General features: G+C 44.4%; 12 protein-coding genes. 9 read left to right on the top strand and 3 right to left on the bottom strand.

Translation table 11 applies throughout. The features are described 5' to 3' along the window. Positions 1 to 389 precede the first annotated feature (389 nt). The 4 genes from DFP76_RS02495 to DFP76_RS02510 all read left to right on the top strand — a co-directional run bounded on the left by DFP76_RS02495 (position 390) and on the right by DFP76_RS02510 (position 5,700). Positions 390 to 2,279, top strand: coding sequence for a methyl-accepting chemotaxis protein (locus DFP76_RS02495; RefSeq protein WP_113873093.1), 1,890 nt, complete (start codon positions 390 to 392; stop codon positions 2,277 to 2,279). A gap of 399 nt (positions 2,280 to 2,678) precedes the next feature. Next, complete coding sequence (locus tag DFP76_RS02500) at positions 2,679 to 3,707, top strand: TRAP transporter substrate-binding protein (protein ID WP_113873094.1); 1,029 nt, start codon at positions 2,679 to 2,681, stop codon at positions 3,705 to 3,707. Positions 3,708 to 3,830: 123 nt separating this feature from the next. Next, on the top strand, positions 3,831 to 4,388 hold the full coding sequence (locus DFP76_RS02505; RefSeq protein WP_113873095.1) for a TRAP transporter small permease subunit: 558 nt from the start codon (positions 3,831 to 3,833) through the stop codon (positions 4,386 to 4,388). Continuing rightward, positions 4,381 to 5,700, top strand: a complete 1,320-nt coding sequence (locus DFP76_RS02510) for a TRAP transporter large permease (RefSeq protein WP_220150969.1) — start codon at positions 4,381 to 4,383, stop codon at positions 5,698 to 5,700. Before DFP76_RS02505 ends, DFP76_RS02510 begins: the two co-directional genes overlap by 8 nt. 107 nt (positions 5,701 to 5,807) lie before the next feature. On the opposite strand, the gene fabF is transcribed toward DFP76_RS02510, so the two are convergent. Next, on the bottom strand, positions 5,808 to 7,082 hold the full coding sequence (gene fabF, locus DFP76_RS02515) for a beta-ketoacyl-ACP synthase II (RefSeq protein WP_113873096.1): 1,275 nt from the start codon (positions 7,080 to 7,082) through the stop codon (positions 5,808 to 5,810). Between the two features lie 170 nt (positions 7,083 to 7,252). On the opposite strand from fabF, the gene DFP76_RS02520 reads away from it, so the two are divergent. Beyond that, a complete protein-coding gene (locus tag DFP76_RS02520) occupies positions 7,253 to 7,828 on the top strand; it encodes a TetR/AcrR family transcriptional regulator (protein WP_113873097.1) in 576 nt (191 codons plus the stop codon). A 136-nt stretch (positions 7,829 to 7,964) separates the two neighbouring features. On the opposite strand, the gene cysQ is transcribed toward DFP76_RS02520, so the two are convergent. Beyond that, the gene (gene cysQ, locus DFP76_RS02525; RefSeq protein ID WP_113873098.1) at positions 7,965 to 8,831 is read right to left on the bottom strand and encodes a 3'(2'),5'-bisphosphate nucleotidase CysQ; all 867 of its coding nucleotides are present in this window, start codon (positions 8,829 to 8,831) and stop codon (positions 7,965 to 7,967) included. 42 nt (positions 8,832 to 8,873) lie between these two features. Between cysQ and DFP76_RS02530 the strand changes: the two genes are divergently transcribed. Next, positions 8,874 to 9,293: an RNA-binding S4 domain-containing protein gene (locus tag DFP76_RS02530; protein ID WP_113873099.1), complete on the top strand. Its 420-nt coding sequence runs from the start codon at positions 8,874 to 8,876 to the stop codon at positions 9,291 to 9,293. Between the two features lie 60 nt (positions 9,294 to 9,353). Here DFP76_RS02530 and dprA read toward each other — a convergent pair whose 3' ends face one another. Continuing rightward, positions 9,354 to 10,658 (bottom strand): DNA-processing protein DprA, encoded by a 1,305-nt coding sequence (dprA, locus tag DFP76_RS02535; RefSeq protein ID WP_113873100.1) that lies wholly within the window; start codon positions 10,656 to 10,658, stop codon positions 9,354 to 9,356. 262 nt (positions 10,659 to 10,920) lie between these two features. Between dprA and def the strand changes: the two genes are divergently transcribed. From def to rsmB, 3 genes are all read left to right on the top strand, one after another. Then, complete coding sequence (gene def / locus DFP76_RS02540) at positions 10,921 to 11,439, top strand: peptide deformylase (RefSeq protein ID WP_113873101.1); 519 nt, start codon at positions 10,921 to 10,923, stop codon at positions 11,437 to 11,439. 134 nt (positions 11,440 to 11,573) lie between these two features. Next, on the top strand, positions 11,574 to 12,593 hold the full coding sequence (gene fmt, locus DFP76_RS02545; RefSeq protein ID WP_113873102.1) for a methionyl-tRNA formyltransferase: 1,020 nt from the start codon (positions 11,574 to 11,576) through the stop codon (positions 12,591 to 12,593). Further along, complete coding sequence (gene rsmB / locus DFP76_RS02550; protein WP_113873103.1) at positions 12,590 to 13,990, top strand: 16S rRNA (cytosine(967)-C(5))-methyltransferase RsmB; 1,401 nt, start codon at positions 12,590 to 12,592, stop codon at positions 13,988 to 13,990. The genes fmt and rsmB overlap by 4 nt, the downstream gene beginning before the upstream one ends. Positions 13,991 to 14,007 lie beyond the last annotated feature (17 nt).

Consider the following 14,007-nt stretch of genomic DNA (forward strand, 5'->3'; position numbering starts at 1 on the left):
TCTGCCTCATTCGCCTTCGTGATTCATTATTATGAGTCAATTATCCTTCTTCTGACCTTAACAGGGTAGACACTGACATCCCTTATTCTTTGCTATTTTAACAACTAAGTTCGTTGATCCTCTAACTTTACATTGATTGATCCTGCTTTCATCAGGCTTAGGGCTTGATTAAGGTAATACAGGTCAAACACGCTCATGATCTCAATGATCTGATTACTGGCGAAGTAAAGTGTTTGCTCGGTTATACCTTAGAAATGGACTCTTGCCTATCGCATCTTTCATTTCGACCTTCCAGACTATTTATTTTGGCCTGTCTATCTATTTTAGGTAGGCGGGCTTTTTTAATTGAACAAATAGCCTTTTGAAAAAGCGATTCTAGGGAGCTTAATATGTCGATCGCGTTGTCCGTACGTCAGAAACTCATCGCCATAGTGATCATGGTATCTATCGGCTATGGTGGTTTTGGGGCCTATGCTATTTATAACTTGTCGAAAATGTCGAGCGCCGCAGACGATGCCAGTCAATTAAGCGCTCTGACCACTCAAGTTAAGAACATTGAAGTGGCACTGTTGAAATTTGAACGCACCATGTCGAGAGTAACACCGAATAACTTACCCCAAGTTCGTAATACTCTCGCCTCTATTCAGCAAAACACGGCAACCGGATTTGATATTGAAGCGGACCTCGTCGGAGAGCGTGGTACAAACTACCTAAATCAAAGCCAAGCCATTTTACCAAAGTATATTGAGACGTTAGGCCAGCAACTCACACAATTAGAAGCCTTAGGATTGGATGAAGACTCTGGGGCGTTGCGAGAGCTGAATCAATCCGCACAGGTTTTAGAAGAGCAATTCAGTACTCTAGCGAGCTTTGCCGCTAGTTTTAAAGAAGTTCGTAATCAGGAAAAGAACTTTCTAGCTTATCGAGATGAAGATCATAGAAGCAGCTTGTTTGAGGCCATTAACCAACTAAAAAATAATGTTAATAACATAGGTTTTGGGGATGTTTTTAACCCATTTATTAAAACTTATGAAGACGCCTTAACTCCCGTTATTCAACGTGCCATGGCCATTGAGTCTCAACAAGTCACACTGGCTAAATTAAGTCATGACTTTACCGAGTCGATGGATCAAAGCGCGGACTATTTACAGGGCACGCTACTGTTGCAAGCTCAGCAACGCTCCAAACAGACAGCGCAACAAGCACGTAACTCTTTAATCATTGCTTGCTTGTTACTGACAGCCTGTATTGGCTTTGTGTTGATTGGCGTCATGCGCTCATTAAATCAGAACCTGTCTTCTGTATTAAGCGTGTTGAAACAAGTCGCACATGGTAAATTGACCTCGCAACGCTTTCAGGCGAAAACCAATAAGCCAGATGAATTCCAGCAACTTTCCATCGCCTCTTACCAAATGTCGAATGAGTTACATCAATTAGTGGGCCATTCACTGTCCAGTAATCAGCACCTCATTGTCACCGCCGATGAGTTAGATGCTGGCATTCAAACCATCGTCACCGGCAGTCAACGTATTCGTGATCGAAGCCATACTTTAGCCGCCTCGACGGAAGAGATTTCGGCCACAGCCGACACCGTCCGTAATATGACGCAAGCAGTCGAAAGTGGCGCTCAACTGGCCTATGAATCGGCTAGCCAAGGTGCGAAGACAATGGAGCAAGCCATGACCAGCATTGGTGATGTAGCAGACTCTATACAGCAAACCAATAACCGAGTTGATCGACTGGGCGCGTTATCAAAAGAAATTGATGTAGTGATTGAGCTAATCGTCGGTGTCGCTGAGCAAACCAGCTTGCTCGCCCTTAATGCCGCTATTGAAGCCGCCAGAGCTGGTGAGGCCGGTCGCGGGTTTGCCGTGGTAGCGGATGAAGTCAAAGCCCTGTCGGAACAAACGGTTAAAGCCTCAGGAGACATCACCAGCAAGGTAGAAAACATTCAGCGAGAGACACAAGCTGTCATCGAAGCCATGGTTCAAAGCTTGTCCAAAGTTGAGCAGAGTCGGAATCAAGGTGAGAACGCGGTCACCACCATACATCAGATTGAGAAAAATACCTTAGACGCCATGAAAAACAGCCAAGAAATCAGCCAAGCGATTCAAGAAGTGGCGTTAACCACCACACAAATGGCACAAGACATGGATATCATCGCCCAAGAGATCAAAGAAAATCACTTTGCCACAGAATCCATTCAATCTGCTAACGATAATATTCACCAACAAACAAAACAATTGGCGAAACAAATCCAGGGGTTTGAGCTGTCTTAATGGGCTTAAATGATTGAATCTCAAAAGCTAATCACTCAACAAGCACCAATTTGGGGCAATAATACATCGAAACGATTGGCTCGCTATTCGTCTTGAAATTTGCAAAAAATATGCAGACTTTTCAATGCGATAGAATAGATTTACTCATGTTATTATTGACTTAAAATAAATCTTATTTTGCACCATATTGATGCACAATGGCATCTTTGTGGTGCAGTTTTTCATATAGTTAACTGATTTTAAAAGGCTTTTTAATTTTCCAATAGTTTGATGATGGCAAAACTTTAGATGGATTTTGTATGCTTTAACGCCTGTTGGCTTTTTGAAAGTATCCAATACAAGTTGTCACAACATCTGGTTGATGACCTTTTTCTGCAAACTTTGTTTATGAGGTAGTTCATGTTAAAGACGATTCAAAAAGCAAAAAAACGTTTGGTCGCAAGTTCGTTAGCAGTGGCGCTTGGCTTAGGAGCTGTGGCTTCTACCGCGGCTCAAGCAGCAGACCACAACTGGCGTTTCGCTAACCTATACAGCCGTGGTAGTGCATTCGGTGAAGTATACGAGAGCTTGGCGAAAAACATTGAAACTATGTCTGAGGGCCGTATTAAGGTCCAAGTTCTTTACTCAGGTGAAGGTGTTGGTACAACAGGTATTCTAGGTGCCGTTAAATCTGGTCTAATCACTATGGGCGCGCCTTTCCAATCTATGCACGCTGGTGAGCTTCCTGCAGGTATCGTAGAAATCGGTCTACCAGGTGGTACAGACGACGCTGCTGAATTGACAACCTTGTTCCAAGAAAAGGGATGGGCACCAATTCTTAAAGAAGCATACGGCTCTCAAGGTCTTGTTTGGCTTGACCCATACATCCAACCTGCCGTTTATGTACTGACCAAAAAACCAATCAACTCTATTGAAGATTTCCAAGGTTTGAAAATCCGTGCACCAGGTGCTTACGGTAAATTCCTTCGTAATCTAGGGGCGTCTCCTGTTTCTCTAGCTTGGGGCGAAATCTACACGTCACTTTCAACTGGTGTAATCGACGGTTCTATCGGTTCTAACATGATCGACCACCGCGACGGTAACCACGTTGAAGTAGCGAAATACATGTACCCACTTCCTCTAGCTGGCGCTCAAGTGTTACCTATCATCGTAAACCGCAGTGCTTGGAGCAAATTGTCTCCAGATCTACAAGCGATTGTTTCTGCAGCGACCACTGTCCACGCTCGTGATCAATTGACTAAGTCTAAGCTTTGGGAATCTCAAGCGGTAGCCGAAATGGAAGAGAAAGGTCTACAGTGGAGTCCTGCACCAAGTGATGCAGATAAAGCCGCTTGGCAAGCTGCTGGTGCTGGCTTGTGGGATGAATACGCTAAATCTGACAAATACAGTGCTGAGTTGATTGAAGTACTACGTAAAGAAGCGAACTAATACTTCTTTTCATCAAAGGATTGATACAATAGACAAAGGAGACATATTTTATTGTCTCCTTTGTTTTTAATAATTTGTCATAACGCACAACCAACCCTTCCCATCCTTTTAAGGTATTACACAATGATAGAGACAGCGATTAGGCGCTATTGCCTAGCCATTCATGCGCTGGTGGCCTTTGTCGGCAAATCCATATCTTATTTGATGCCGGTTTTGGCGTTTGTGGTAGCCTTCGAAGTGTTCTCACGCTACTTTCTAAACAAACCGACCATCTGGGCATACGACTTATCCCTATTTATTTTCGGTTATATTGCCGCTTTAGGTGGTGCCTACGCGCAACAGCAGCGAGCACACATCAACGTCGATATTCTTTACAACAAAGTATCGCCACGTATGCGCAGTTTGTTCAATATTATTTCTTTCTGCCTCGCCATCTTCTTTGTCGCCATTATCTGCAAAATGAGCATCGGCAAATTCGAGGAAGCCTTACAGTTCAACTATCGCCGTCAAAGTGAGTGGGCTCCTCATATGCACCATTATTGGGTAATGATGGCTGTTGCCAGCTTTATGCTTGGTCTGCAACTAAGCAGTGACTTACTAGAAGAAGGTTTTCACCTGATTACTGGCAAGACATTACTCCCAGATTCCATTCGAAATGTAGAGGAAACGCCACATGATTAGTATCGAACTGCTTACCGGCGTTTTATTGCTTTGTATCCTTGTGACCTTCGCGCTGGGTGCGCCAGTTGGTTTGGGCCTAGGCGGTATTGCTATGGCGGTAGGTTACATTACTTGGGGGGACGGTTTATTCAATGTGATTCCCACCACTTTGGAAGCAACGCACTTTAGTTTTATCTTGTTGGCCATTCCTTTATACATCTATATGGGTCAGCTACTAACACGTTCTGGTATCGGCGATGCCATGTTTAACGCCAGTCAGATGTTGATCGGTAAAGTACGTGGTTCATTAGCCATCAGCGTTATTATCGTATGTTCTATGATTGGTGCCATGGTTGGCATCATAGGCGCCGGTATTATGACGTCCGGCAGTATCGCCTTACGTCCTATGTTAGAACGTGGTTACAACAAGCGTTTAGCCTTGGGTGTGATCATGGCGGGTGGTGGCTTGGGAATTTTGATTCCCCCTAGCATCCCAATGATCATGTTTGCTTCTGCCACACAAAACTCAGTAGGGCGCATGTTCATAGCGGCCTTGGTACCGGCTTTAATCACCATTGTGTTACTGATCACTTATGTGGTGATTGCTTGTAAGCTAGATCACAGCAAAGCTCCTTTAGATAAAGCCCCAGATGTACCACCAACATTAAAAGAAAAATGGTTTACGGCTCGTGATGGTCTGTTGTCATTGCTACTGATTGTGGCGGTACTGGGCAGTATTATCATGGGGGTTGCGACGCCAACAGAGTCTGGCGCAATCGGTGTCGTGGGTGCCATTTGTTTGGCCATCCTATTTAAGCGTTTTAAACCTCGTATGGTTCGTAATGCTGGCATGCAAGCAGCCTTGTTAGTCAGTGTCGCCATGTGGATCATTTTTGGTGCTACGGTCTTCAGTAACTTCCATCTTTTGATGGGGGTACAGAACATGGTTGCCAGCTTCACACAAGACCTTGGCTTATCGCCGATGATGGTCATCATTATGTTCCAGCTAATCATGTTATTGCTGGGTTTCATTATTGATGAATTCATCATTGTTTTAATGTGTGCGCCAATCTTCACACCAATTGCTGTTTCGTTGGGTTTTGATCCTATTTGGTTTGGTATCTTGATGATTCTTAACATTGAGATAGCGGTACAGACACCGCCTTATGGTTTTGCTTTGTTCTATTTGAAGGGCATCGCACCACCAGGCATCACCATGTTAGACATCTACAAATCCGTAACACCCTTTGTTCTTATCAAACTCTTGGTGTTGATCATTTGTATGTGTTTCCCAGAGTTAGTCATGTGGTTACCGAATAAACTCATGGGATGACGGTCCTATACTGGTCAGTCTGAATAAAAAAAGCGGCTCTGTTTTTATAACAGCGCCGCTTTTTTAATGGCTTTATCTTTTAGTATTTTACTGGCTATGAGCCATTTTTATTGCTCAAACCGCTTTAAAATAATCGCAGCATTCACCCCACCAAAACCAAAGCTGTCAGACAACACATAGTCCACCTGTTTTTCACGTGAAACCAATGGCACCAAATCCATGTCTGCGATGCTGTCTTCCGGCTGATGTAAATTCAGTGTCGCTGGCAACGTACCAGTGAGAATACTTTGCGCACTGAAAATGGCTTCCACACCACCCGCAGCACCAAGTAAATGCCCAATAGAAGACTTAGTAGAAGAGACCGCTACTTGGCTCACAGAGTCGCCAAAGATACTTTTTAGCGCATTAATCTCACCACGATCACCAACAGGAGTTGATGTTGCATGAGCATTAACATACCCAATTTGGTCAGCGCTGATACCAGCCATGGTCAAGGCGGCGGAGATCGCACGAGCGGCACCTTCACCGCTTTCCGGACCAGACGTTAAATGATACGCATCGGCACTGGTGCCATAACCAACCACTTCGACTAATGGCGTCGCACCTCTTGCCAGAGCATGCTCTAAGGTCTCCATAACAATGAGACCTGCTCCTTCCCCCATCACAAAACCATCTCGTTCAGAGTCAAAGGGTTTAGAGGCTTGCTCAGGGTGATCGTTATTGGTTGATAATGCCTTCAAAGCACCAAAGGCAGCCAATGACAAAGTATCAATACACGCTTCTGTGCCGCCAGCTAAGGCTACCTTAGCTTCACCAGATCGTAGTAAACGCATTGCATCGCCAATGGCTTGAGCACCAGCAGCGCAAGCTGTAACGGGTGTACCAATAGGGCCTTTGAAACCATACTTCAAAGACACATTGCCTGCGGCGAGGTTGGCCAGAAAGGCGGGCACCGTAAAAGCGGAAATGCGTTTGGGGCCAGACTCTTGTAATGTGGTATGAGCTTTGGTGATGGTAGGAAACCCTCCGATACCCGTACCAATCACAGTAGCTGTCGCTTGTTTATCCTGCTCTGTCTCAGGTAGCCAATTTGCCTGTTTTAAGGCTTCATCAGCAGCCGCTAAAGCAAACAGGGTAAACAGATCTACTCTTTTTCTTTCTTTTGGTGACAGATAGTCGGATTCATTTAATCCATTCTCTTGTTCCGTAATACTCGGCACTTGCCCGGCAATCTTAGTTGATAAGTTTGCGGCTATGGAATCGGGTAAAGTGCGAATACCAGATTCACCAGCAATCAGCCTTGCCCAAACAGATTCGACGCCAACGCCCAGTGGTGATACGAGCCCCATTCCGGTAATAACGATTCGGTCTTGTGAAGACATGAGTTAACCCTCTGTATTTCAAATAGGTGGCTTTGCATGTTTGATCCTTTTGTAGGACCTCTGCAAAATGACCTTACCCATGCTAGAGTGAGACTTGATATGATCAAGATAATATTTTGTTTACGGCAAGATGATTTAAAGCAAGATGGCTAAATTAAGGAGGAGACAAGATGCCTTATACTCAGCAACACAAAGAACAAACTCGCCAACGCATTTTAGTCGCGGCGGCAAAATTGTTTTGCTCTAGAGGATTTGACCGTGTGACTTTGACGCAAATTATGTCGAAAGCCAATATGACACATGGTGCTTTTTATGGGCACTTCTCCGGAAAAAGCAGCCTTTATGAAGCCGCCATGCAATTCGCTGCATCTCATGCTTTTTGGGCACGAGATGATAAACGAACGGAAGGCAAAGAAACCCATCTAAAGGCTCTTGTGACTCGTTATTTAAGTTGGAGTAAGACAGATCAGGATCACCCTTCACCTTTGGAGTTTCTTGTGACGGATGCGGCCCATAAAGAAGAAAAAGTCAGACAAGCTTATCAAGCTTGCTTTGACACCTTGGTTGAACGTCTAGCAAGCATTTTAAAGAAAAGAGGCAACCCTGAGCCACAAGCTTTAGCAGAAGAAACGGTGGTCTCGTTAGTCGGAACTGTTTCTATTGCACGATCCATCAGTCAACCATTACAAAGTGATTTCTTGAAGCGTGCTCATGAACGCATTGTGTCTCGACTGAAAATGACTTGAATAATGTTAATGACAACTCTCTGGTGTGAATAAGTCACATAAGATCAATAAGATAAAAGCCATGTGTTTCACGTGAAACACATGGCTTTTCTTATTCCTCTCTGCGAACTATGAATCAGACAGCGGTTCACCAACACTAGTCGGCTTCACTGTCTTTGTTTTCATACCAGCGCATGATGTGTGGGGCAATTTCATCACCAGAAACAAAGAAGTGGCCGTTTAATAAGGTCTCTCTTTGATTATAGCGGAAAGGTTTGCCTTCAGGCGTGACCAGCATGCCACCCGCCGCTTCGATAATAGCCTGTTGCGCTGCTGTATCCCATTCACTGGTAGGACCGCGGCGAAGGTGTAAATCGGCAATGCCTTCCGCAATACGGCACCCCTTAATTGAGCTGCCTTTTGGTAACTCTCTTACTTGCTCATAATTGGCTTTTAGCGTGTCTTTTAAATCAATAGGCAGGGCAGGGCCATGACTGCGACTGGTCATGACAATAATAGGCTCTCTTGGCTCTCTGACATTAATGGATTCATACGTCGCTTCACGTTCTGCGTCGTCATGCCATTTAATCGCGCCAACCGGCAAATCACGCCAAGGTTCCGTTACACCAAAGTAACCTTCTGATGTGGTTGGTAAATACACCATGCCAACAATGGGTTTGCCATCTTGCACCAATGCAATGTTGATGCTGAATTCACCATTTCGTTTAATGAACTCTTTGGTACCATCTAAAGGGTCGACAATCCACAGGCTTGACCATCTAACACGCTCTTCAAAACTGACCGTCCCTTCTTCGGACAACACAGGTATGTCCGGTGTAAGTACTTGCAAACCCGCAATAATCACACGGTGAGCTGCTAAGTCGGCCGCAGTAACTGGGCTATCGTCCGACTTCTGTTGAATTCCTAAATCGGCACTTTGATAAATTTCCATGATCGCTGTGGCTGCATCGTGTATTATTTTTTGTAGTGCTTGAAAAACGGGGTGTTGATTAACGTCCTGCATAACAGCCTCAATATGACAACAATATAGGTCAATGTATTCCTTATGAGTAAAACAGAAAAACAGTCAGAACTACAAGCTGTTCGTTTAGATAAGTGGCTTTGGGCGGCACGATTCTTCAAAACTCGCTCACTCAGTAAAGACGCCATTGACGGTGGTAAGATTACATACAATGGCAGTAAGGGCAAAGCCAGTCGTAATGTTGAAGTCGGCGCTTTGATCGGCATTCGAATAGGCTGGGATGAGAAGGTCGTCGAAATCAAAAGCATTAGCGGGCAAAGAAGAGGCGCACCAGAAGCTAGGCTGCTTTATGAAGAAACACCTGAGTCCATTGAGAAGCGGGAAAAGAGAGCATTGGAACACAAGTCTTTTGGTGGTCGCATCATGGCTGATCATAAGCCAAATAAGAAAGAACGTCGTGACATCAAACAGTTAAAAAAAGACATCTTTGGAGGCATGGATTAACAGACACTCCAGCCATATGTATCCGCTTATACTTCACTAATAAGATCCAGTGCAGCTCTATTAAATACGCACATAGCAACCGCCTTTATTTTTTAAGCAAGCATTCAACTCTAATTCCATGAGTGCTTGCATTAACCCACTTGCATTGAGCTTAGTCACACGAGCCAATTCATCAAAGTCCATTGCTCTTGCTTGATCCTCGATACACTTTATTATCTGTTTCGCATCTGATGAGAGTGATTTTGGAATCGGCGTAGGCTTGTTATCTTGTTTGAAGAGAACCGTCTGTCCAGCATATGCCTCCGATGAAGAAGCCTGTGTCTGCCTTTCTTCGGCAGCAGGCGTATCATGCTCTGTCATCTTATGCACTGGCAAACAGTCACTAGGACACTCATCAAGAATGTCTTGAACATTACGAACCAGGGTCGCGCCTTGACGAATAAGCTGATGACAGCCTGCTGAATTCATATCGTTAATCCGACCAGGTAAGGCAAACACTTCTCGATTCTGTTGTAGCGCATAGCTGGCGCTGATCAGTGAGCCACTTTTGAGAGACGCTTCAGCCACCAAGACCCCCATGCTCAGACCACTTATAATTCGATTCCTAGGAGGAAATAAACTGGGCCTTGGTGTTGTCGTTAGTGGGTATTCACTTATGAGCAAACCATCTTGATCTAATAGTTGTTTAAACAGAGAGGCATTCTTTTGCGGGTATAAATGATTGAGTCCAGTCCCCATCACCGCAATGTTAGGGGCCACATTCGATGCCAATGCTCCTTGGTGTGCTGCCGTATCAATGCCCATTGCTCCACCACTGACAATGGCGATGCCTAAGGCAGACAATTCATAAGCCAAATGAAACGCCATATCTCGTCCATAGGTTGAACAACGTCTCGCACCGACAATCCCAAACTTCGGTAACCTTAACGCCGCTACATTCCCCTTTGCATATAATAAAATGGGAGCAACAGGGATCTGTTTTAGCGCCTCAGGATAAAAAAAGTGCGTTGGTAAGATAAGATGATGATCCTGCTGCTCTAACCACACTAGGGTATCCTGACGTTTCTTTTCTTGTGCATCATTCAAGGTACCTGTCGTTAAATACGCCATGGCTTCACGTGCAGTGACATCAGGCCACTTTAAAGATCTCAGAACATCATAAGATAATACGTCGTCAATTTGCTTCGCTGGGGAATGGCTCACAGCATGAGGCTCATCCGATGCGAAAGAGTGAGCGTCAGGGTGCTTTGAATCCTCTAAATGCATTAAATAAGTAAAGAGTCGAGATAGGCGAGCAGGGCCAATACCTGATAAAAAGCTCAAGCAAAGCCAATCTTCTTGGCTCAATAGAGAAGGGCTAGACATTTTTACATCCTTGCAAAACAAGCGTGGGCCATTGGCTTCCTGCCAAGTAGCATTTTAGTGACTCAATAGGGTTTAAATAGAGCGCAACTATTAGGCCCATTGAATCATATTGGGTAAAAAACCGCCACGAGAAGACTGCCCAATTCAGTCACATGCGTTACAATACACCTATTAACCTATGCAGCGCATGGAGACTAACCCTTTCACTCTTTGTTCTCCTTTTGCCTGCCCACTTATTTGAAAGAGATTATTGGAATACATCATGGCGGTTTTACCTGTACTTGAATACCCAGACCCACGTTTACGCAAAGTAGCGGAGCCTGTCAGCGATTTTACGGACGAGTTGCAAATTAAAATCGATGACATGTTAGACACTATGTATGATGAAAATGGCGTTGGTTTAGCGGCGACTCAAGTGGACTATCATTATCGAGTGGTCGTAATGGATCACTCTGAAGAACGTAATCAACCCATCATTTTTATCAATCCTGAATTTGATGTTTTAGATGATGAGCCGAATGAATTTCAAGAAGGCTGCTTATCCGTTCCAGGTTTTTATGAACACTTGTATCGAGCAGCAAGGGTCAAAGTAAAAGCTTTAGATCGACATGGTAAACCATTTGAAATGGATGTTGATGAGCTTATGGCAGTATGTGTACAACACGAAATTGACCACCTAGATGGCAAATTGTTTGTTGATTACTTATCGCCACTTAAGCGTAATCGCATTAAAAGCAAGCTCGAGAAAGCCCATAAACTGGCTCAGAAAAACGCTAAATAACATAATGCATTGTCGTTCAGTTATGCTGCGACATAAAACAAAGAAAGAACATTTGAACTTCGTGGGCATTATTCTCACGGTAACTCGTTATCAAAATCAGGCCTATGGCCTGATTTTTTCGTTAAGGAATCCACATGACTTCTTCACCGCTTCGCGTTGTTTTTGCTGGAACACCCGATTTTGCAGCAGCCAGCTTACAGGCTTTGATTGCACATAAAGACCATAATCAATATGAGTTAGTGGGTGTTTACACTCAACCGGATCGCCCTGCAGGTCGAGGACAGAAACTGGTACAAAGCCCAGTCAAACAATTGGCAGTAAAGCATGGCATTCCGGTTTACCAGCCTATTAATTTCAAACAAGAAGACGATAAGAAGCAGTTGGCTGAGCTCAATGCCGATATCATGATTGTGGCCGCGTATGGCATCATTTTGCCAAAGGACATTCTTGAGACACCTAAAATGGGTTGCATCAATGTACACGCCTCCTTATTGCCTCGTTGGCGTGGGGCGGCTCCGATTCATCGCGCTATTATTGCAGGAGATAAGGTAACAGGAATTACCATTATGCAAATGGATGTTGGACTCGATACCGGCGACATGCTGCTAAAAGCAGAGTGTGAAATTGGTGCATCGGAAACCTATGCTTCACTGCATGATAGATTAGCCACTTTAGGTGGCACGGCTCTAATAGACGCCTTAGAAAAACTGAAAGCATCTGAGATCATCCCTGAAGCACAAGACGAAGCCGACACATGTTATGCGGCTAAACTCACCAAACAAGAAGGCAACCTTGACTGGTCTCAAGCATCGGCCTTGCTGGAACGTCAGGTTAGGGCATTGTCACCTTGGCCAGCAGCCTATACTTTTAGCCAAGCAGGCAGTTTGAAAATTCATGCAGCAAGCAGCTTAAATGCATCGTCAGTATCCACAATGTTAACCTCCAATACAGAGCAGCTTCCTGCTGGCACTATCCTGAAAAGCGATAAAAGTGGTGTCCTTGTTAGCACTGGTGAAGGCGCCTTGCTGATTAGTGAATTGCAGTTTGCTGGCGGTAAACGCATGAAGGTACAAGATGCTCTAAACGGCAAACACGAAACAGCATTAGATGTCGGTAAGCAATTCAGCACCACTGAACAGGCAACGCAATCATGAGTCAAATAGAACAAGTCTCAACACAAACTCCACGCCAAGTCGCGATACAAGTGTTAACCAATGTCTTGCTTCAACAGGGCTCCCTAAGCACACAACTAAACCGATTACAGGGACAACTGGGTACAGACCAACAAGCCTTGCTAAAGGAGTTTTGCTTTGGCGTTTGTCGTCAATACCCAAAACTTAACAGCATAGCTCTGAGTTTGTTAGCGCATCCTTTTGAAGAGAAGGATACAGATCTTTATGCGATTCTTCTTTTAGGTCTATATCAATTGTCCTACATGAAAACGCCAGATCATGCCGCGGTAAATGAATCTGTTGAGGCCTGTCGAGAGCTTAACAAAGACTGGGCGACCAAACTCATCAATGCCGTCTTACGTCGTTATCAGCGAGAAGAAATTGAGATTATCGATAACCTTAAGCAAATGCCTTCGATTGAATTCAATCACCCAAAATGGCTCGTTAAGCGTTATAAAAAACACTGGTCAGACAACTTTGAGCCGATAATTGAAGCCAGCAATGCTCATCCGCCAATGTGCATTCGAGTTAATCTGGATAGAGTTTCACGTGAAACATACCAGTCGACATTAAGTGAATTAGGTATAGAAACAACAATTGGTCGTTTATCAAAGGCTTCTTTGTACCTAACTAAGGCCGTGTCAGTAAATCAATTACCAGGTTTTGAAGATGGTCTCTGCAGCGTACAAGATGAGTCTGCGCAATTGGCTGGTGAGATATTAAAGCCGACCATGGGTGAAAGGTTACTTGATGCCTGCGCTGCACCAGGAGGCAAAACAGGCCACTTGCTAGAATGCATGAGCTTGTCTCAAAGTGAAACGACCAACAGCCAAATGGCCGATCAGAAGAGCAGCCATCAATTTCCCTCTTTGACGGCCATTGAGTTAGAAGACTGGCGTCTTGAGAAGATCGAATCCAATCTAGAGCGTCTTGGTTATTCTGCCGAGTTACTTTGTGCCGACGCTGCCGAAGTCACCACTTGGTGGGACAATCAAGCCTACGACAAAATCCTTCTGGATGTGCCTTGTTCCGCAACAGGAGTTATTCGTCGTAACCCAGATATTAAACTCAATCGTAAACCTACGGACATTGAAGAGTTGACTCACATACAGAAAAACATTCTTAACGAAGTGTGGGCAACACTAAAACCGAATGGCTATTTGCTCTACGCAACATGCTCGTTAATGCCTGAAGAAAATGAACAACAAATAGCGGCATTTTTGTCTGAACACGCAGATGCTAAGGAAGTGGCTTTAGACCATTTGAATGCAGACTTAGCTCTCAATTGGGGACGAGATGTCAGTCATGGTAAGCAATTATTTCCGACTCTAAATGGAAACGATGGTTTCTATTATTGCTTACTGCAGAAGTCTGCTTAAGACGAGCTAAGGAAGGT

The organism is Marinomonas aquiplantarum, assembly GCF_003314975.1.
Classification (GTDB): Bacteria; Pseudomonadota; Gammaproteobacteria; order Pseudomonadales; family Marinomonadaceae; genus Marinomonas; species Marinomonas aquiplantarum.

What these genes read in the sequence shown, in the direction of transcription:
- DFP76_RS02495 (WP_113873093.1), top strand. Translation starts at nt 390, where the DNA reads ATGTCGATCGCGTTGTCCGTACGTCAGAAACTCATCGCCATAGTGATC.
- DFP76_RS02510 (WP_220150969.1), top strand. Translation starts at nt 4,381, where the DNA reads ATGATTAGTATCGAACTGCTTACCGGCGTTTTATTGCTTTGTATCCTT.
- fmt (WP_113873102.1), top strand. Translation starts at nt 11,574, where the DNA reads ATGACTTCTTCACCGCTTCGCGTTGTTTTTGCTGGAACACCCGATTTT.
- DFP76_RS02505 (WP_113873095.1), top strand. Translation starts at nt 3,831, where the DNA reads ATGATAGAGACAGCGATTAGGCGCTATTGCCTAGCCATTCATGCGCTG.
- DFP76_RS02520 (WP_113873097.1), top strand. Translation starts at nt 7,253, where the DNA reads ATGCCTTATACTCAGCAACACAAAGAACAAACTCGCCAACGCATTTTA.
- cysQ (WP_113873098.1), bottom strand. Translation starts at nt 8,831, where the DNA reads ATGCAGGACGTTAATCAACACCCCGTTTTTCAAGCACTACAAAAAATA.
- rsmB (WP_113873103.1), top strand. Translation starts at nt 12,590, where the DNA reads ATGAGTCAAATAGAACAAGTCTCAACACAAACTCCACGCCAAGTCGCG.
- DFP76_RS02530 (WP_113873099.1), top strand. Translation starts at nt 8,874, where the DNA reads ATGAGTAAAACAGAAAAACAGTCAGAACTACAAGCTGTTCGTTTAGAT.
- fabF (WP_113873096.1), bottom strand. Translation starts at nt 7,082, where the DNA reads ATGTCTTCACAAGACCGAATCGTTATTACCGGAATGGGGCTCGTATCA.
- DFP76_RS02500 (WP_113873094.1), top strand. Translation starts at nt 2,679, where the DNA reads ATGTTAAAGACGATTCAAAAAGCAAAAAAACGTTTGGTCGCAAGTTCG.
- def (WP_113873101.1), top strand. Translation starts at nt 10,921, where the DNA reads ATGGCGGTTTTACCTGTACTTGAATACCCAGACCCACGTTTACGCAAA.
- dprA (WP_113873100.1), bottom strand. Translation starts at nt 10,658, where the DNA reads ATGTCTAGCCCTTCTCTATTGAGCCAAGAAGATTGGCTTTGCTTGAGC.